We start from the raw sequence: 19,159 nt of genomic DNA on the forward strand, positions 1-19,159 counted from the left end.
CGACAAATTCCTGCGCCGAAACGCAAAGGCGCATCCATCTGGATGCGCCCGGGGTCCGCTTACTCGACCTTGGTCTGTTCGCGCAGGCGGATATGCAGCTCGCGCAGGGCCTTGGCATCAACCAAACCAGGCGCCTGAGTCATCACGCACGCGGCGCTCTGGGTTTTCGGGAAGGCAATCACTTCACGGATCGACTGGGCACCGGTCATCAGCATGACCAGGCGGTCCAGACCGAAGGCCAGGCCACCGTGAGGCGGAGCACCGAACTTCAGGGCATCGAGCAGGAAGCCGAACTTCTCTTCCTGTTCTGCTGCTTCGATCCCCAGCAGGCGGAACACCGCCTGTTGCATCTCTTTGCGGTGGATACGGATCGAACCGCCACCCAGTTCGGTGCCGTTCAGCACCATGTCGTAGGCACGCGACAGCGCGGTGGCCGGGTTGGCCTCGAGCTCTTCGGGGGTGCACTTGGGCGCGGTGAACGGGTGGTGCAGGGCGGTGAAGCTGCCGTCTTCGTTCTCTTCGAACATCGGGAAGTCGACGACCCACATCGGTGCCCACTCGCAGGTCAGCAGTTCGAAGTCGTGGCCCAAACGGATACGCAGCGCGCCCAGGGCCTCGCTGACGACCTTGAACTTGTCGGCACCGAAGAACACGATGTCGCCGTCTACGGCACCTACGCGATCGAGGATCACGTTGAGGTTGGCTTCAGGGATGTTCTTGACGATCGGCGACTGCAGGCCTTCGACGCCTTTGGCACGCTCGTTGACCTTGATGTACGCCAGGCCACGGGCGCCGTAGATGCCGACGAACTTGGTGTACTCGTCGATCTTGCTGCGCGGCATGCTGGCGCCACCTGGCAGGCGCAGTGCGGTAACGCGGCACTTCGGATCGTTGGCCGGGCCTGCGAAGACCTTGAAGTCGACATCTTTGAGCTGGTCGGCGACGTCAACCAGTTCCAGCGGGTTACGCAGGTCTGGCTTGTCGGAACCGTAGCGGCGCATGGCTTCTTCGAAGGTCATGTGCGGGAATTCGCCGAACTCCAGGTCCAGCACTTCCTTGAACAGCTTGCGGATCATGCTCTCGGTCAGGCCCATGATCTCGGACTCATCGAGGAAACTGGTCTCGATGTCGATCTGGGTGAACTCCGGCTGACGGTCAGCGCGCAGGTCTTCGTCACGGAAGCATTTGGCGATCTGGTAGTAGCGGTCGAAGCCGGCGACCATCAGCAGCTGCTTGAACAGCTGAGGCGACTGCGGCAGCGCGAAGAAGCTACCAGCGTGGGTACGGCTGGGCACCAGATAGTCACGCGCGCCTTCTGGCGTTGCGCGGGTGAGGATCGGCGTTTCGACGTCGAGGAAGCCATTTTCGTCCAGGAAGCGACGAATGCTGCTGGTGATGCGCGAACGCAGGCGCAGCTTGTCGGCCATTTCCGGGCGACGCAGATCGATGAAGCGGTAGCGCAGGCGGGTTTCCTCGCCGACGTCAGAGTATTCGTTCAGCGGGAACGGCGGGGTTTCAGCTTCGTTGAGCACGTTGAGCTGGTAACCGAGGATTTCGATGGCACCGGAAGCCATGTTGGCATTCACCGCGCCCTCGGGGCGCTTGCGCACCTTGCCGGTGATCTGCACCACGTATTCGCTGCGCACGCGGTCGGCCGCAGCGAAGGTTTCGGCGCGATCGGGATCGAAGACGACCTGGGCCATGCCCTCGCGGTCACGGATGTCGAGGAAGATCACCCCGCCGTGGTCGCGGCGACGATGGACCCAGCCGCAAAGGGTGACTTCCTGGCCGTCCAGGCTCTCGTTCAGTTGGCCGCAATAATGGCTGCGCATCATGATGGTGGTTTCGCTTCTCGTGATTCGTGTATTCGATGGAGGCCTTGGCCGCCCCAGGGGGCTAATACTGCAAGACCCGGCTACTGCAATTCAACTCAGTCGGCCTTGTCGCCGCCTGCCAGATTCTTTTTAGCCCCGGTCTTGAAGTCGGTTTCGTACCAGCCGCTACCGCTCAGGCGAAATCCAGGGACCGACAACAGTTTCTTCAATGCCGGCGCCTGGCAGGCCGGACAGTCGGTCAGCGGCGCTGCACTGATCTTCTGCAACGCTTCCATCCGGTGATCGCAGGATGCACATTGATAGTCATAAAGGGGCATGGGTGTCTCTCGTCAACCATTACGCTGGCTGCCCGGGGCAGCAAAAAGCGGGATTATATATGGTTAACAGGCACTGCGCAGCCCGCCTGGCGATCAGCGTCCTGCAACCACGCGACGCAGATCACCCGCACCAGGCCGCTGAAGTTGCGCACCCCGCCCTGGCGCAGGTGCACTTCACGGTCCACATAGGAAAGTACGGCACTGACGGAGCACTCATTGGCCTCTGCGATGCGCTCGAGGATGCGCCAATAGACTGCCTCCAGGCGCAAGCAGGTGGAAAAACCGTTGAGCCGGACCGAGCGCGATACCGGCTGAATCTGCATCATGTCGAAATCCGCCTTGAACGGATCAATGCTTTGCCTGCCCAGGCAGCGGCCTTTGCCTACTACACGCTTGCTCGCTTGCATCATGCGCCCACATCCTCGCCACAGGTATGTTCCCCTGCACCGCAAGACAGGCACGGAGCAGGAACCAGAGGCCCAATGAAGCGCGTGCGGCCGGGCGCAAAGCAGCGGCAAAGCCTTCCCGCACAAACGAAAAAGCCCGGTGAGCGTCACTCGACCGGGCTTTGCAGGCCGCTTTTCATACAAGCGGCTGATCATTTACCGTCAAGCAGTACCCGCAGCATCCATGCAGTCTTTTCGTGCACCTGCATACGCTGGGTCAGCAGATCGGCAGTTGGCTCATCACTGACCTTGTCCACTACCGGGAAAATACTGCGGGCGGTACGCACGACCGCCTCCTGCCCCTGGACAAGCTGATGGATCATCTCGTCCGCTGCGGGCACCCCTTCCTCTTCCTTGATGGAAGAATGCCGTGCATAAAAAGCATAAGAACCCGGCGCCGGAAAGCCCAGGGCGCGGATCCGCTCGGCGATGGAATCAACGGCCAGCGCCAGCTCGTTGTATTGCTCTTCGAACATCAGGTGCAGGGTACGGAACGAAGGACCGGTGACGTTCCAGTGAAAGTTGTGGGTTTTCAGATACAGCACATAGGTATCCGACAACAGACGGGACAGCCCTTCGACGATGGACTTGCGATCTTCTTCACTGATACCGATATCGATTGCCATTGAAGTTCCCCTTTTTCATATGGCTTGATGATGATCAAGCGGGCCTCACACACTGTATCAATACTTCGCGCCACGCGCCCATGACACAGGGCAACTCATCGCCGGCAGCCACCTGCGGTTTGAGAAGGCCCCGCGTTTGCTGTTAAATAGGCACTGTGCCACCCGTGCGTGCTGTTATTGCCGGGTGCATAGGCTGGCTCACCATGTGTTCGCGCTCTACACCTCATGCGCACCATGCCGCCAGCTCTTCCTGTGATCGGCCTTATCAATTGCGAGCCAACCCCATGTTCAAGATCGTCCATCTGTTGACGGGCGCTGCAGCTTTGCTGCTATCGCTCATACCCAGCCTGAAATACGACGCAACTCCCTTCCTGCAGCAACCGGACGCGGTCTACCTTGCCCTGCTCGGCCTGCTCAACCTGCTGCTGGCACCTGTCGTGCCGCTGTATTACCGCGGCGCCCGCCAGCAATTGCAGCATCTGGCCTGCGCCTTGCTGGTGGTGGCCGTGGTACTGCAAACCCTGACCTTGCTGGCCCGCCCCGAAATGGGCAACCTGGCGGCCTTGGTCTGCGCAGGCCTGGCGGTCATTCTGCACCTGGCTGCAGGCTTGGCCCGTAGCCCCAGAAAAAGCCGACCAAGCCAAGGCGCGCCGCAGGAGACCGGCACGCGCGATACCGGCACGGTGAAGTGGTTCAATACCTCTAAAGGCTTTGGATTCATTTCCCGCGATTCGGGTGACGATATCTTCGTCCACTTTCGCGCCATTCGTGGCGAAGGCCATCGCATCCTGGTCGAAGGCCAGCGTGTGGAGTTCTCGGTAATGCACCGCGACAAGGGCCTGCAGGCCGAAGACGTGGTCGCGGTATCCCGCCGCTGACCCTGCGCAGCCCTGGGGCAACCCCAGGGCTGGCACCCATCAGTAATGAGGCGGCGGCGCTTCCTCGCCCTCACTGCCATACTGACCGACCATTTCCTCGTAACGCTTGATCAACTCGGCCATCTGCAACTGCAGGCGCTGAATCACCCGCCCCTGCTCGACCACCACGTCATTGAGTTCCTGAATGGTGTCGTCCTGAAACGCCTGACGGGTTTCCAATTCGACTATGCGCGATTCCGGCGACATGTCAGGCCTCCTCATAGGCGTCATCGAGCAGAACGCGCAAGCGCTGGCGAATGGCATCGACCTGCCCCGGCCCGTATTCGACAGCGGGCACCTTGCCCCAGACCGGCGCCGGCCAGGCGGCATCCCCGTGGCGACGGACAATCACATGCATGTGCAGTTGGCTGACCACATTACCCAGTGTGGCAACGTTCATCTTGTCTGCCGCGAACTCCGTTTTGAGTGCCTCGGCCAGGCAGGTGGTTTCTTTCCACAACTGCGCCTGATCGTCCGGGCTCAGGTCGAACAGTTCGCTTACGCCGGCGCGCTTGGGTACCAGAATGAACCAAGGGTAGTTGGCATCCTTGCTAAGCAGCAGACGGCACAGCGGGAAGTCTCCAAGAACCAAAGAGTCCTGCTGCAAACGCAAATCCATCTCAAACACTGAAAACCTCCACCAACGAAAAGGGGCCCGGCGTGCGGGTCTATGGCGCAAGGATACTCTGCTTCGCCCACGCAAGCATGCTGCACGCCCCCAGACTGCACCCTTATTGCACAGGAATCGCTTCAGCCTGCACAGGCGCGGTAACACTCCGCTACTTTTCGCACCAAAATGAGGCCGCAAACGAGTACACCACTACGCTTTCACACACACAAATGACTCAACTTGAACAGCGAGCGGTAACACATTGACTTGCAAGGCAGGTTTTTAATTTGCGGGCGGGCTGCTGCCTGATACGCCATCAGCCAGCAGCCGCCCCGTGTTTACGGGCATTTTCCAGCCACGTGAGCGGCATTTGTGAAAATTTCATGAACCGTTGTTAATTTTGAGCACGCTTGTTGCATTCTTCTCACATCAAGTCGGCACGACATCTGCATAAAGCGATGGACGCAACAAATAACAACAGCCGCTTTGGATCCACCAGGGAGTTTCCCCAACCGAAATCGATAGTTACAGAATCGTTACGGTGACAGGAACAGCGCTGGCGTTGTACGGCTCGGAATTCCGGGACGTGATTTGCGACATGGAAATACCTGAAAGCGACATGGCCGTAAACTTCGCGAAACGTTGTATATGCCCATATCGCCAACAACAGTCTGCGTGCTATACATTTCCGCCGACATAACAAGAAAGAGCTGCCCCATATAACTAAAAGACTTGGGCGCAGCGGTACTCTTCCTAAAAACCAAAGGAGCAAATCACGATGCGCGTGATGAAGTGGAGCATGATCGCCCTGGCCGTTTCGGCAGGGACCTCGCAGCTGGCCTTTGCCTCTGCACAGGACGAATCCAAGGGTTTCATCGAAGACAGCCAGCTGAACGTCAAGACTCGCATGCTGTACTTCAGCCGTGACGCTCGTAACAATGATCGGGACCCTATTACCGGCGATCGCCAGAGCCGCACAGAAGAAACCGGCCTCGGCTTCCTCGGTACCTTTGAGTCGGGCTTCACCCAAGGCACCGTAGGCTTCGGTGTCGATGCCATCGGCATGCTCGGCCTGAAACTGGACAGCGGCAAAGGCCGTGCCGGTACCGGCCTGTTCCCGCAAGGCTCAGACGGCCGCTCGCAGGATGACTACTCCGAAGCCGGTGGCGCTGTGAAAATGCGCATCTCCAACACTGTGCTGAAGTACGGTAACCAGTTCACCGCCCTGCCGGTATTCGCTACCGACGACAGCCGACTGCTGCCGGAAGTCGCCGAAGGCGCCTTGATCACCAGCGACGAGATCGAAGGCCTGACCCTGCACGCCGGTCACTTCACCGGCATGAACGCCCAGGCCCAGACCTACCGCGACAGCCTGCGCCTGACTGAAGCCAACATCGTCGGTGGTACCTATGCCCTGACCGACAGCCTCAGCACCAGCCTGTACTACTCCAAGGTCGAAGACTACTGGCGCAAGTACTACGGCAATGTCAACTGGGCACTGCCGATTTCGGACAAGCAAGGCCTGGTGTTCGACTTCAACATCTATGACACCAAGAGCGAAGGCAGCGCCCTGTACAAAGCGTACGACGGCGACAAGCTCGACAACACCGCTTTCAGCCTGTCGGCTGCGTGGAACATCGGCGCTCATACCTTCACCATCGTGCATCAGCGCGTCCACGGTGATGGTGACTACGGTTACGGCGTCGACGGTGGCGGCACCGTCTTCCTGGGTAACTCGGTGGCCCGTTCCGACTTCAACGCAGAAGACGAGAAGTCCTGGCAAGCGCGCTACGACCTGAACTTTGCTGAGTTCGGCGTACCCGGCCTGACCTTCATGACCCGTTACGTGCGCGGTACCGACGCCAATGTCGCAGGCACTTCCAACGGTAAGGAATGGGAACGCGACATCGACATCAAGTACGTGTTGCAGGAAGGCCCCGCCAAGGACCTCAGCTTCCGCGTCCGTCAGGCCACCTACCGCTCCTCCGACGGCGTCTACTACGGCTCCCCGTCGCTGGACGAACTGCGCCTGATCGTCGAGTACCCGCTGAGCATCCTGTAAGCCACGCTTATAGTGCCCCGCACCTGAAAAAGCCCGGCACGCTCGCCGGGCTTTTTCTTGGCTGACAATTACCCCGCCCTGGGGCATCCTGTACGCCTTCGTTTCGCCCCCGTACAATGCGGGGTCATTTCAATGTCTTAGGCAATCGACACGGCTAACCATGCGCACCAGTCAATATTTGCTCGCCACCCAGAAAGAAACCCCTGCCGACGCAGTGGTCATCAGCCATCAGCTCATGCTGCGTGCCGGCATGATCCGCAAGCTGGCTTCCGGCCTGTACACCTGGCTGCCGATGGGCTTGCGGGTCATGCGCAAGGTCGAAGCCGTGGTGCGCGAGGAAATGAACGCCGCCGGCGCCCTGGAAGTGCTGATGCCCAGCATCCAGCCCGCCGAACTGTGGCAGGAATCCGGCCGCTGGGAACAGTATGGCCCCGAGCTGCTGCGCCTGAAGGATCGCCACCAGCGCGATTTCTGCGTAGGCCCGACCCACGAAGAAGTCATCACCGACCTGGCCCGCAACGAGCTGTCCAGCTATAAACAGCTGCCGCTCAACCTGTACCAGATCCAGACCAAGTTCCGTGACGAGATCCGCCCGCGCTTCGGCTTGATGCGTGGCCGCGAATTCATCATGAAGGACGCCTATTCCTTCCATGCCGACCAGGCTTCCCTGCAGGAAACCTACGACCGCATGCACCAGGCGTACTCCAACATCTTCACCCGCCTGGGCCTGGATTTCCGTCCAGTGCAGGCCGACACCGGCTCCATCGGCGGCAGCTACTCGCATGAGTTCCATGTGCTGGCATCGTCTGGCGAAGACGATGTGATCTTCAGCGACAGCTCCGACTACGCTGCCAATATCGAGAAAGCCGAAGCCATCCCGCGTGAGACCGTGCGCCCAGCGCCAACCGAGGAGCTGCGCCTGGTCGATACGCCAGAGGCCAAGACCATCGCCCAGCTGGTCGAGAACCACGGCTTGCCGATCGAGAAGACCGTCAAGACCCTGATCGTGCGCGGCGCGGAAGAAGGCAAGCTGCTTGCCCTGATCGTACGTGGCGACCACGAACTGAACGAAATCAAGGCTACCAAGCTCGAGCAGGTTGCCGACCCATTGGTCATGGCCACCGAAGCCGAGCTGCGCGATGCGATTGGTGCCGGCGCCGGCTCCCTCGGCCCACTCAACCTGCCACTGGAAATCATCATCGACCGTTCGGTTGCCTTGATGAGCGACTTCGGCATCGGTGCCAACATCGACGACAAGCACTACTTCGGCGTCAACTGGGAGCGCGACCTTCCGGTCCCACAGGTTGCCGACCTGCGCAACGTCGTCGAGGGCGACCCGAGCCCGGATGGCCAGGGTACGCTGGTGATCAAGCGCGGCATCGAAGTGGGCCACATCTTCCAGCTCGGCACCAAGTACAGCGAGGCGCTCAAGTGCCAGGTACTGGGCGAAAACGGCAAGCCGGTCGTGCTGTCCATGGGTTGCTACGGCATCGGCGTTTCCCGCGTGGTCGCCGCCGCCATCGAGCAGAGCCATGACGACAAAGGCATCATCTGGAACGACGCCCTGGCGCCATTCCAGATTGCCCTGGTACCACTGCGCTACGAAACCGACGTGGTTCGCGAGGCCACCGACAAGTTGTACGCCGAGCTGACGGCCGCAGGCTTCGAAGTGCTGCTGGACGACCGCGACAAGAAGACCAGCCCAGGCATCAAGTTCGCCGATATGGAGCTGATCGGTATTCCGCACCGCATCGTCGTCAGCGACCGCGGCCTGGCCGACGGCAACCTGGAATACAAGCACCGCACCGAACAGGATGCTCAAGCGCTGCCACTCAATGAAGTGCTGACCTTCCTGCAGGCCCGCGTTCGCCGCTGATAATCAATGCACGAGTGATCATGTCCAAGCGAAGTACCTTTACCCTGGGGGGCACCGCACTGTGCGGCGCCCTGTTCCTCAGCGGCTGCGCGAACCAGATGTCCCAGCGCAGCGAGCACGAGGAGCGCGTCGAGCGCAAGCTGCTCGAACACACACTGCAGATTGATGTCGGCGAGCCCAAGGTGATGGAGCTTCCGCAGCGACGTGTACGCATCAATGAAAAGAGGCGCTTCGAAGTCACCGAGTTCGAAGTTACCCGCCGCTATGACCGCTATACGCCCTACCAACCCTGGCGGGAGATCTACGAAATCCCGCTGGGCGCGGTGGCGGTAGTGGCCGGTGCAGGCGCCAACGTGGTCAACGTTTTTGCATTGGGCAACCTGCCTGAGAGCATGACGCGCGACTGGCTCAGTTATGGCGTCGCCGGGCTCAACCCGTTCATGAACGTGCAGTCCAACGGTCGCGCCCAACAGAACCTGGCAGGGATCAGTGAGGTGCAAAAGGACAAGCGCGAGGAGTTCACCAGCCTGCCCTGGAGCGAGCGCCTGGTCGAGGTCAAGGCCGGCAAGATGACCCACGCGCTGACCACCGACAGAAACGGCGTGCTACGCCTGAACCTGCTGGACAGCCCTTTCTCGGAGCAGCACCTGAACCACGTCGGCACCCTGCACCTGCAGGTGGTCGATGAAGACAATGCTGTGCGGGGCGACGCCAGCCTGCTGGTCAGCGCCACCCTGCGCAACAAGCTGCGTGAAGCCCATGAGCTGATTTTCGACGACCTGGAAGACGACGATGTCGGCCAGTGGGTACACCGGGTGAAGCGCCTGTCGGAGCTAGGCCTGGAAGAAGAGGCCAGCGAGATGGAGCAGAGCCTGATCGAGCTGACCCGCAACGATCCGGAGCTGCAACAGGAGTTTGTGCAGGCACTGACCAAGGCCACCGGCCGGTTGGTGGCTGACCCAGGCGCACAGTAATAACAGAGGGCTGCAGTGCAGCCCTTCTTTTATTCGTCTGCGAACAATTCCAACTGCTCGTGAGCCCCGCGCAAGTCGCGCAACCTCACCCCTACCCCTAGCAACCTCACCGGCTTGCCACCGCGGGCGAATGCTTGCCGTAGCAACTGCCTATAGCTGTCCAGGTCCCTACCCGCCCCTGCCTGCTCCAGGGTTGTCTGGCTGAAGTCATGGAATTTGACCTTCACGAAAGGTTTGTCCGGCCGATAGCTGCTGTCCATACGAGCGATCCGTTCATTCAGGCTGACCAGCAGTTCAGGCAAGCGCTCCAGACAACTGGCCAAGTCCGGCAGATCCGTGTCATAGGTGTTCTCCACGCTTACTGACTGCCTACGGCTATCGTTGTGCACGGCGCGATCATCGACACCCCGCGCCAGCCCCCATAGGCGTTCACCGAAACTGCCGAATTCCCGCACCAGCGCCAGCCGCGACCAGTCACGCAGGTCCAGGCAGGTGTCGATACCCAACCGAGCAAGCTTGTCTGCAGTGACCTTGCCGACACCATGCAGCCTGGCAACGGGCAATGCGGCGACAAAAGCTTCCACCTGATCGGGCGTAATCACGAAAAGACCATTGGGCTTGCGCCAGTCACTGGCGATCTTGGCCAGAAACTTGTTTGGCGCCACCCCAGCCGAGACGGTGATGTGCAAGGTGCGCGCAACACGCCTGCGAATATCTTCGGCGATGCGCGTAGCGCTGCCGGCAAACCACTGGCTGTCGCTGACATCCAGGTAGGCCTCATCCAGCGACAATGGCTCGATCAGGTCGGTGTAGTCGCGGAAGATGCCGTGAATCTCGCGTGATGCTTCGCGGTAGGCCTCGAAACGCGGTTTGACGATCAACAAGTCAGGGCAAAGCTTCAGTGCATGGCGCGATGACATGGCCGAGCGCACCCCATAGGCACGCGCTTCATAATTGCAGGTGGCGATCACCCCACGGTGGTCCGGCGAGCCACCCACGGCCATGGGGCGACCGGCCAGGCGCGGGTCATCACGCATCTCGATCGCGGCGTAGAAACAATCGCAGTCGATGTGAATGATCTTGCGCAAAGACATGGATGACCGTCAGCACTGTAAATTCATACAGATAGTACCGCATGCTCTGTCAGCGAGACAGCCAACGCAGGGGTGCGCTCGACAATTGGCCTGAAAGCCGCAGAGCGACTGAGTTGCCTGCCTTATTGAAGGCCTAAGGGTTTGAACGAAAAAGGTTTTTTTGAACGAAAAGCTTGACAGTGGGCGTTAAATCCGTAGAATTCGATCTCACAGGCGCGGGATGGAGCAGCCTGGTAGCTCGTCGGGCTCATAACCCGAAGGTCGTCGGTTCAAATCCGGCTCCCGCAACCAGATTCAAGAAAAGGCCACTGTTAACGCAGTGGCCTTTTTCTTTTGCCCTAACAATAGTCTTTGGTTGAAAACGTAAGTAAATCAATAAGTAACGCTTGACACCCTGCACGTTCACTGTAGAATTCGTTTCCATAGGCGCGGGATGGAGCAGCCTGGTAGCTCGTCGGGCTCATAACCCGAAGGTCGTCGGTTCAAATCCGGCTCCCGCAACCAGATTCGAGAAAAGGCCACTGTTAACGCAGTGGCCTTTTTCTTTTGCCTTCGAAAAGCAGGCCACCCGTAAGTTACTGACCAATCAAAAGTAATGCTTGACCGCCGCAGTCAACGCTGTAGAATGCGCACCTCTGACGCGGGATGGAGCAGTCTGGTAGCTCGTCGGGCTCATAACCCGAAGGTCGTCGGTTCAAATCCGGCTCCCGCAACCATATTCGTCAGAACAAACCCCGCCTGTGTAACAGCAGCGCGGGGTTTGTTGTTTTTCCCCTCCTGAAAAATCCGGGCCCCGTAGCCAGCCTTGGCTTTGCGGCGCCACCTGCTGGATGAACTATCTTTAACCCTCCCAAAGGACTGAAAGTCACGTTGCCCGGAGTAATATCTGGATACGTTTCCACAGGGAGATTCACTTGGCCGCACCATCCCCCTACCTCGCGCTGCTTGCCCGGGGTAACTCATGACAGACCGCAACCCAGAAGCCCAGGCCCCACTCGCCTCAACCCTGCCCACGGCTGCGCAGCGTTTGCCGTGGCTGGAGCGGGTGAGCCGCTATCGCCAACCCATCACCCTGGCAGTCACCCTTGTGCTGTTCGCGATGGCACTGATTGCCTGCCGACACTTGCTCAGCGAACTGGATATCTATGCACTGCACGATGCGATGCTCAGCGTGCCCACCCGCTCACTGGTCGGCGCACTCCTCGCGGCGACAATCGGGTTTCTGATCCTGCTGGGGTACGAATGGTCGGCCAGCCGCTACGCCGCCGTGAAGTTGCCCCGGCGTACGCTTCTGCTGGGCGGTTTCAGCGCATTTGCCATAGGTAACGCCATTGGCCTGTCGATGCTCTCGGGCGGTTCGGTGCGCTATCGCCTGTATGCTCGAGAAGGCCTGGGGGCCGCCGAAGTCGCGCGCATGACAGTGTTCGCCAGCCTTTCCTTGGGCTGTGCCCTGCCCCCCCTGGCAGCCCTGGCCACCTTGAGCAACTTGCCAGCTGCGGCTGCCGCCCTGCACCTGCCCATCTCTGTAATGGCCGCAGTCGCTATCGGCGTGCTGGTACTGAGTGCATTACTGGTGGCCGGCCTGTATCGCCGACGCCTGACAGAGCAGCCGTTGCCAGACAGCTTGCTGGTACAACTGGGCCGCCGGACGCTGCGCCTGCCCGGCGCACGCCTGGCAGCGCTGCAATTGGTCATCACCGCGCTGGATGTAGCCGCCGCCGCGACGGTCCTTTACCTGCTGCTCCCAGAAGCCCCTCCGTTCGGCGCGTTCGTGCTGGTGTATCTGCTGGCCCTGGCTGCCGGTGTACTTAGCCATGTGCCTGGCGGGGTCGGGGTATTCGAGGCGATCTTGCTCGCTGCCTTCGCCAATCAGCTGGGCGCCGCGCCACTGGCCGCCGCACTGCTGCTGTACCGTTTGATCTATGTGGTACTGCCATTGCTGCTGGCCTGCGTGCTGCTGCTGGCCAACGAAGCCAGGCGCTTGCTGTTTGCGCAGCAGGCGCTCAAGGCCGCCTCCGGGCTGGCCGCTCCGGTCCTGGCGATCCTGGTGTTTCTCTCCGGCGTGGTGCTGTTGTTCTCTGGCGCCACACCAGAAATCGACACTCGCCTGGAACACATGGGCTTTCTGGTACCCCACCGCCTTATAGATGCCTCGCACTTCGGTGCCAGCCTGATTGGCGTGCTGTGCCTGTTGTTGGCCCAGGGCTTGCGCCGACGCCTCTCTGCGGCTTGGCTGCTGACTACCGTTCTGCTACTGGTCGGTGCACTGCTGTCGTTGCTCAAAGGCTTCGACTGGGAAGAGGCCTGCCTGCTGACCTTCACCGCAGCGCTGCTCGCGTTGTTCCGCCGTTCGTTCTACCGCCCAAGCCGGCTGTTGGAACTGCCGTTCTCACCGGTATTCCTGGCAGCGAGTGCGTGCGTGGTCGGTGCTTCGGTGTGGCTGCTGCTTTTTGCCTACCAAGACGTGCCCTATAGCCATGAACTGTGGTGGCAATTCACCCTCGATGCCGATGCCCCACGCGGCCTGCGCGCCGCCATGGGCAGCGCGATACTGTTGCTGGCCGTGGCCCTGACCTGGCTGCTGCGCACTGCCCGGCCGGTCATACACTTACCAGACGACCAGGAGATACAGCGCGCCAACCGCATCCTGCTGGCTTCCGACCAACCTGACGGCGGCCTGGCCCTGACCGGTGACAAGGCCCTGCTGTTCCATCCCAATGACAACGCCTTCCTGATGTACGCACGCCGGGGCCGCAGCCTGGTAGCGCTGTACGACCCGATCGGCCCGGCCCAGGAACGCGCCGAGATGATCTGGCAATTCCGCGACCTGTGCGACCTGCACCATGCTCGCCCGGTGTTCTACCAGGTGCGCGCGGAGAATCTGCCGTTTTACATGGATATCGGCCTGACCGCACTCAAGCTCGGCGAAGAGGCCCGGGTCGACTTGCGCCGCTTCGACATCGAAGCCAAAGGCAAGGAGATGAAAGACCTGCGCTACACCTGGAACCGCGGCGGCCGCGACGGCTTGAGCCTGGAGATCCATGAACCCGGCCAGGCCCCCCTGGCCGAGCTCAAGGAAATCTCGGATGCCTGGCTCGGCGGCAAGAACGTGCGCGAAAAGGGCTTCTCGCTGGGCCGTTTCAGCCCTGAGTATCTGCAGCATTTTCGCATCGCCCTGATTCGCTACCAAGGCCGGCCGGTGGCGTTTGCCAACCTGCTTGAGACTCACGGCCACGAACTGGCCAGCCTGGATCTGATGCGCGCCCACCCCGAGGCACCCAAGCTGACCATGGAATTCATGATGATCGGCCTGATCCTGCACTACAAAAGCCGTGACTACAGCCGGTTCAGCCTGGGCATGGTCCCGCTTTCCGGCTTGCAGCCCCGGCGCGGGGCCCCCCTGGCGCAGCGCCTGGGCTCGATGGTGTTCCGTCGCGGTGAACAGCTTTACAACTTCCAGGGGCTACGCCGCTTCAAGGACAAGTTCCAACCGGACTGGGAACCCCGCTACATGGCTGTGCCGGCCGGGCTCGACCCGCTGGTGGCACTGGCCGACACTGCCGCCCTGATTGCAGGCGGCCTGACTGGATTGGTGAAACGTTGATGATCCGACGCTACTGGCTGTACCTACTGATACCCCTGCTGCTGGCCGCACTGGCCGGGGCTACCGCCTTCTGGTTGTGGGCCCGTCCGGCCCCAGAGGCGCACCTCGAGCAACTGCCGGTCAATGACACCCACATCACCCGCGTCACCCCGGGCGTTCATGCCAAAGCCTGGGTGGCCATCGGCGTGCCTCAGGACCAGGCGCTGACCGACAAGCAGTTGCTTGACTTGAGCCAGGCCGGTGAGGCCCAGCTGGTGCAGGTCATCCTGCCGTCGGGGGACTGCACTCACCAGCAGCAGTCAATGGACAAGGCCATGACCCTGCTGGCCGAAAAACCGACCCTGGTGGCCGGTATCGGCCCTGGTGCGACCCAGGCATGGCGTTGGCTGGCCACACAGAATGACGACAAGGCCCGAGCCATCTCCGTCGACTTCAACATGGAGCAGCCCGGGTGCACTGCAGCCTTGCCCAAGTCCGCCCCTCATGGCCACTGGAGCGTCGCCTGGAACGACAACCCGGATGATGCCAGCGCCGCGTTCGTGCGCGACCAGCGCAATGCCGAGACCAGCATCAGCGACTACGACATTCACCTGCCACAAGTACTCAAGTCGCAGCTGACCCAGGCCTTGGTGGGCCACGATGGTAACGCGCTGGCTATCCCGGTGGTGGAAGTGCCCGCCGGGCAAACCACCGACACCGTCACTCTATTCCTCTCAGGCGATGGTGGCTGGCGCGACCTGGACCGCGATGTGGCCGGTGAAATGGCCAAATTGGGTTACCCCGTGGTCGGCATAGACACCCTGCGTTACTACTGGCAGCACAAGACACCCGAGCAAAGCGCTGCCGACCTGTCGGCACTGATGCAGCATTATCGTCAGAAATGGGGTACCAAGCGCTTCGTGCTAACCGGCTATTCGTTCGGTGCCGACGTGCTGCCGGCCATCTACAATCGCCTGCCTGCCGAGGACCAGCAACGTGTCGATGCGGTGATGCTGCTGGCCTTCGCCCGCAGTGGCAGCTTCGAAATCGAAGTCGAGGGCTGGTTGGGCAAGGAAGGCCAGGAAGCACCTACCGGGCCGGAGATGGCGAAACTGCCGGCGGCCAAAGTGGTATGCATCTATGGCGTGGAAGAGGCCGACGAAAGCGGTTGCACCGACAAGACTGCCGTGGGCGAGCGCATGAAGCTGCCCGGTGGGCACCACTTCGACGAGAACTATCCGGCGCTGGCCAAGCGCTTGATCGATGAAATTGAAACACGCCAGGGCAAGCCCAGCGTGGCAGAACAGCACTGAGGCGTAGCGAGGGCCGCATTGCGGCCCTCACGGGCGTCAGATCTCGACCTGTGTACCCAGCTCGATCACCCGGTTGAGCGGCAGGTTGAAGAAACGCAGGTTACCGTTGGCATTCTTGAGCAGGAACGCGAACAGGTTGCCCCGCCAGCGCGACATCCCCTCAAGACGCGACGCGATCACCGTTTCGCGGCTAAGGAAATAAGTCGTACGCATCGGGCTGAAATCCAAGCCGTCCAGGTGGCACAGCTTCAGGGCCGCCGGCACATCCGGCTCATCCATGAAACCGAAGTGCAACAGCACCCGGAAGAAGCCATCACCATAGGCCTCCACTTCAAATCGCTCCTGCTCGGGCATCCGCGGCCGGTCCTCACTCACAACCGTCAGCAGCACCACCTGGCTGTGCAGCACCTGGTTATGCAACATGTTGTGCAATAGCGCGTGCGGCACCGCGTCAGGCCGCGCAGTGAGGAACACCGCAGTACCTTCGACACGGTGCGGTGGCTGTACGCGAATGCTGCTGATGAAAACCGGCAGCGGCAGCCCACCCTCATCGATTCGCTCGACCAGAATCTGCTTGCCGCGCTTCCAGGTGCTCATCAGCAGGAACAGCACGCCCCCGGCCAGTACCGGGAAGGCGCCGCCCTGGGCAATCTTCGGCACGTTGGCGGCGAAGAACAGCCCGTCGATCAGCAGGAAACCAATCAGAATCGGTACCGCCAGCACCGGCGGCCACTTCCACAACAACAGCATCACCGCCGCCACCAGGATGGTGGTAATCAGCATCGTTCCGGTCACCGCCACGCCGTAAGCAGCCGCCAGCGCGCCGGATGACTCAAAACCGATCACCAGCAGCACCACACCCGCCATCAGCGCCCAGTTCACCGCAGCGATGTAGATCTGCCCCTGCTCGTCGCTGGAGGTGTGCTGGATATGCATGCGCGGGATGTAACCCAACTGGATAGCCTGGCGGGTCAGGGAGAAAGCACCCGAGATCACCGCTTGCGAAGCGATTACCGTGGCCATGGTCGCCAAGCCCACCAGCGGCAGCAACGCCCAGGCCGGCGCCAGCAGGTAGAACGGGTTGCGCGCAGCATCAGGGTTTTGCAGCAATATCGCGCCCTGGCCGAAATAATTGAGCACCAATGCTGGCAGCACCAGGGCGAACCAGGCCCGGGCAATCGGCTTGCGCCCGAAATGGCCCATGTCGGCGTAGAGCGCCTCGGCACCGGTCAAGGCCAGCACCACCGCACCGAGGATGGCCACGCCCATGCCGGGGTGCACGATGAAGAAATTCACCGCCCAGCCCGGGTTGAACGCCTTGAGCACCTCGGGGCTTTGCGAGATGCCATGCACCCCGAGCGCCGCCAGCACCACGAACCAGGTGACCATGATCGGGCCGAACAGCTTGCCGATCTTATCGGTGCCATGCTTTTGCACCAGGAACAGCCCCACCAGCACCACCAGCGAAAGCGGCACCACCCAATGGTCGATACCCTCGAATGCCAGGCCCATGCCCTCCACTGCCGACAGCACCGAAACCGCCGGGGTGATCATGCTGTCGCCGTAGAACAGCGAGGCGCCGATCAATCCGCAGATGACCATCAGCGTGCGCAGGCGTGGGTAGGCCGCCGTGGCCCGCCGCGCCAGCGCGGTCAGGGCCATGGTGCCGCCCTCCCCCTGGTTGTCGGCACGCAGGATGAACATCACGTACTTGAACGACACCACCCACAGCAGCGACCAAAGGATCAGCGAGAGGATCCCCAGTACACCATCGTGATTGACCGGCACCCCGTAACCGCCGGTGAAAACTTCCTTGAGGGTATACAACGGGCTGGTTCCGATATCGCCGTAGACCACCCCAACAGCTGCCACCAACAGGCTCAGCGACCGCGTCGCCCCCTGACCGCCCTCGGCGTGACTGCTTGCCTGAACCATCGACCACTCCCGCAAACGGCCATCTAGACCGGTAGAATTCTGCCCCACGCCAGGGGAACACACATACCCCGGCGCAACGGGGCGAAGCATAGCGCAGCGTTCGTCGCATTTGTGCTGGTCAAGCGACCTTGCGCTCGCTAGAATTGCGCACTTTTTGATCAGAGGCGCCCAAAAGCGCCCGTCAGGGTCGCCGCCGTTTCCGGCCGGGCGGCCTGTATTCAATACCGAGGTTAGTCATGTCCACCACTCCCGCCACCCCCAAGGTAGGGTTCGTCAGCCTGGGTTGCCCAAAAGCCCTGGTTGATTCCGAGCGCATTCTGACCCAGCTGCGTATGGAAGGTTATGAAGTCGTGCCCACCTACGAGGATGCCGACGTGGTGGTGGTCAACACCTGCGGCTTCATCGACAGTGCCAAGGCCGAGTCGCTGGAAGTGATCGGCGAAGCGATCAAGGAAAACGGCAAGGTCATCGTCACCGGCTGCATGGGTGTCGAGGAAGGCAGCATCCGTGACGTGCATCCCAGCGTGCTGTCGGTCACAGGCCCCCAGCAGTACGAGCAGGTAGTCAACGCCGTGCACGAAGTGGTACCACCCCGCCAGGACCACAACCCGCTGATCGACCTGGTACCACCGCAGGGCGTCAAGCTGACCCCGCGCCACTACGCCTACCTGAAGATCTCCGAAGGCTGCAACCACAGCTGCAGCTTCTGCATCATCCCGTCGATGCGCGGCAAGCTGGTCAGCCGCCCGGTCGGCGAGGTGCTGAGCGAAGCCGAACGCCTGGTCAAGGCCGGCGTCAAGGAGATCCTGGTGATCTCCCAGGACACCAGCGCCTACGGCGTCGATGTCAAGTACAAGACCGATTTCTGGAACGGCCGGCCCGTCAAGACCCGCATGCTTGAGCTGTGCGAAGCGCTGAGCAGCCTGGGCGCTTGGGTGCGGCTGCACTACGTCTATCCGTACCCGAACGTCGACGACGTGATCCCGCTGATGGCCGCCGGCAAGATCCTGCCGTATCTGGACATCCCGTTCCAGCACGCCAGCCCGAAAGTGCTCAAGTCGATGAAGCGTCCTGCCTTCGAAGACCGCACCCTGGCGCGCATCAAGCGCTGGCGCGAGCAGTGCCCGGAACTGGTGATTCGCTCGACCTTCATCGTCGGCTTCCCGGGCGAAACCGAAGAAGACTTCCAGTACCTGCTGGACTGGCTGACCGAAGCTCAGCTCGACCGTGTCGGCTGCTTCCAGTACTCGCCAGTCGAGGGCGCGCCTGCCAACGATCTGGGCCTGGAAGAGGTGCCGGATGACGTCAAGCAGGCGCGCTGGGACCGCTTCATGGCCCACCAGCAGGCTATCAGCAGCGCCCGCCTGCAACTGCGTATCGGCAAGGAAATCGAAGTGCTGATCGACGAAGTCGAAGAACAAGGCTCGGTTGGCCGCAGCTTCTTCGATGCACCTGAGATCGATGGCAGCGTATTCATCGATGGCGACCATGGCTTCAAACCGGGCGACAAGGTCCGTTGCCGGGTGGTCGATGCCGACGAGTACGACATGTGGGCAGAGCCTGTCTGAGGC

Annotated in this window: 15 protein-coding genes and 3 tRNA genes; 10 read left to right on the forward strand and 8 right to left on the reverse strand. The window is 61.2% G+C overall.

Features of this window, described 5'->3' with window-relative positions:
• Nucleotides 1-59 precede the first annotated feature (59 nt).
• The 4 genes from aspS to ABRP30_RS21675 all read right to left on the reverse strand — a co-directional run bounded on the left by aspS (nucleotide 60) and on the right by ABRP30_RS21675 (nucleotide 3,224).
• On the reverse strand, nucleotides 60-1,835 hold the full coding sequence (gene aspS / locus ABRP30_RS21660; protein ID WP_241805970.1) for an aspartate--tRNA ligase: 1,776 nt from the start codon (nucleotides 1,833-1,835) through the stop codon (nucleotides 60-62).
• A gap of 95 nt (nucleotides 1,836-1,930) precedes the next feature.
• The gene (locus ABRP30_RS21665; protein ID WP_046787975.1) at nucleotides 1,931-2,152 is read right to left on the reverse strand and encodes an FmdB family zinc ribbon protein; all 222 of its coding nucleotides are present in this window, start codon (nucleotides 2,150-2,152) and stop codon (nucleotides 1,931-1,933) included.
• Between the two features lie 53 nt (nucleotides 2,153-2,205).
• Entirely contained in the window at nucleotides 2,206-2,562 is a 357-nt protein-coding gene (locus ABRP30_RS21670; protein WP_267818146.1) for a ribbon-helix-helix domain-containing protein, read from the reverse strand.
• 188 nt (nucleotides 2,563-2,750) lie between these two features.
• Nucleotides 2,751-3,224 carry a Dps family protein gene (locus ABRP30_RS21675; protein WP_012315825.1) on the reverse strand — a complete coding sequence of 158 codons (474 nt, stop codon included), beginning with the start codon at nucleotides 3,222-3,224 and terminating at the stop codon, nucleotides 2,751-2,753.
• A gap of 284 nt (nucleotides 3,225-3,508) precedes the next feature.
• On the opposite strand from ABRP30_RS21675, the gene ABRP30_RS21680 reads away from it, so the two are divergent.
• Nucleotides 3,509-4,102: a cold shock domain-containing protein gene (locus tag ABRP30_RS21680; RefSeq protein WP_349974725.1), complete on the forward strand. Its 594-nt coding sequence runs from the start codon at nucleotides 3,509-3,511 to the stop codon at nucleotides 4,100-4,102.
• Between the two features lie 39 nt (nucleotides 4,103-4,141).
• Here ABRP30_RS21680 and ABRP30_RS21685 read toward each other — a convergent pair whose 3' ends face one another.
• Complete coding sequence (locus ABRP30_RS21685) at nucleotides 4,142-4,348, reverse strand: SlyX family protein (RefSeq protein WP_039602955.1); 207 nt, start codon at nucleotides 4,346-4,348, stop codon at nucleotides 4,142-4,144.
• Between the two features lies 1 nt (nucleotide 4,349).
• Nucleotides 4,350-4,769 carry an HIT domain-containing protein gene (locus ABRP30_RS21690; RefSeq protein ID WP_267818151.1) on the reverse strand — a complete coding sequence of 140 codons (420 nt, stop codon included), beginning with the start codon at nucleotides 4,767-4,769 and terminating at the stop codon, nucleotides 4,350-4,352.
• Between the two features lie 760 nt (nucleotides 4,770-5,529).
• Here ABRP30_RS21690 and ABRP30_RS21695 point away from each other — a divergent pair.
• The 3 genes from ABRP30_RS21695 (at nucleotide 5,530) to ABRP30_RS21705 (ending at nucleotide 9,663) form a co-directional block, all read left to right on the forward strand.
• Nucleotides 5,530-6,813, forward strand: a complete 1,284-nt coding sequence (locus ABRP30_RS21695) for an OprD family porin (RefSeq protein WP_267818153.1) — start codon at nucleotides 5,530-5,532, stop codon at nucleotides 6,811-6,813.
• Nucleotides 6,814-6,973: 160 nt separating this feature from the next.
• Nucleotides 6,974-8,689 carry a proline--tRNA ligase gene (locus ABRP30_RS21700; protein ID WP_349974726.1) on the forward strand — a complete coding sequence of 572 codons (1,716 nt, stop codon included), beginning with the start codon at nucleotides 6,974-6,976 and terminating at the stop codon, nucleotides 8,687-8,689.
• A 20-nt stretch (nucleotides 8,690-8,709) separates the two neighbouring features.
• Entirely contained in the window at nucleotides 8,710-9,663 is a 954-nt protein-coding gene (locus tag ABRP30_RS21705; RefSeq protein WP_349974727.1) for a hypothetical protein, read from the forward strand.
• Nucleotides 9,664-9,692: 29 nt separating this feature from the next.
• On the opposite strand, the gene dinB is transcribed toward ABRP30_RS21705, so the two are convergent.
• The gene (gene dinB, locus ABRP30_RS21710) at nucleotides 9,693-10,751 is read right to left on the reverse strand and encodes a DNA polymerase IV (RefSeq protein ID WP_241806130.1); all 1,059 of its coding nucleotides are present in this window, start codon (nucleotides 10,749-10,751) and stop codon (nucleotides 9,693-9,695) included.
• 220 nt (nucleotides 10,752-10,971) lie between these two features.
• On the opposite strand from dinB, the gene ABRP30_RS21715 reads away from it, so the two are divergent.
• The 5 genes from ABRP30_RS21715 to ABRP30_RS21735 all read left to right on the forward strand — a co-directional run bounded on the left by ABRP30_RS21715 (nucleotide 10,972) and on the right by ABRP30_RS21735 (nucleotide 15,653).
• Nucleotides 10,972-11,048: transfer RNA gene (locus tag ABRP30_RS21715), tRNA-Met, on the forward strand.
• Between the two features lie 136 nt (nucleotides 11,049-11,184).
• Nucleotides 11,185-11,261: transfer RNA gene (locus ABRP30_RS21720), tRNA-Met, on the forward strand.
• A 135-nt stretch (nucleotides 11,262-11,396) separates the two neighbouring features.
• Nucleotides 11,397-11,473 (forward strand) — tRNA-Met (locus ABRP30_RS21725).
• 245 nt (nucleotides 11,474-11,718) lie between these two features.
• Nucleotides 11,719-14,361: a bifunctional lysylphosphatidylglycerol flippase/synthetase MprF gene (gene mprF, locus ABRP30_RS21730; RefSeq protein ID WP_267818160.1), complete on the forward strand. Its 2,643-nt coding sequence runs from the start codon at nucleotides 11,719-11,721 to the stop codon at nucleotides 14,359-14,361.
• Complete coding sequence (locus ABRP30_RS21735; RefSeq protein WP_267818162.1) at nucleotides 14,361-15,653, forward strand: virulence factor family protein; 1,293 nt, start codon at nucleotides 14,361-14,363, stop codon at nucleotides 15,651-15,653. Before mprF ends, ABRP30_RS21735 begins: the two co-directional genes overlap by 1 nt.
• 36 nt (nucleotides 15,654-15,689) lie before the next feature.
• Here ABRP30_RS21735 and ABRP30_RS21740 read toward each other — a convergent pair whose 3' ends face one another.
• On the reverse strand, nucleotides 15,690-17,588 hold the full coding sequence (locus ABRP30_RS21740; RefSeq protein ID WP_349974728.1) for a potassium transporter Kup: 1,899 nt from the start codon (nucleotides 17,586-17,588) through the stop codon (nucleotides 15,690-15,692).
• A gap of 236 nt (nucleotides 17,589-17,824) precedes the next feature.
• On the opposite strand from ABRP30_RS21740, the gene rimO reads away from it, so the two are divergent.
• Nucleotides 17,825-19,156, forward strand: a complete 1,332-nt coding sequence (gene rimO / locus ABRP30_RS21745) for a 30S ribosomal protein S12 methylthiotransferase RimO (protein ID WP_241805961.1) — start codon at nucleotides 17,825-17,827, stop codon at nucleotides 19,154-19,156.
• Nucleotides 19,157-19,159: the final 3 nt, after the last annotated feature.

The organism is Pseudomonas sp. WHRI 8519 (assembly GCF_040224055.2).
GTDB lineage: Bacteria > Pseudomonadota > Gammaproteobacteria > Pseudomonadales > Pseudomonadaceae > Aquipseudomonas > Aquipseudomonas putida_X.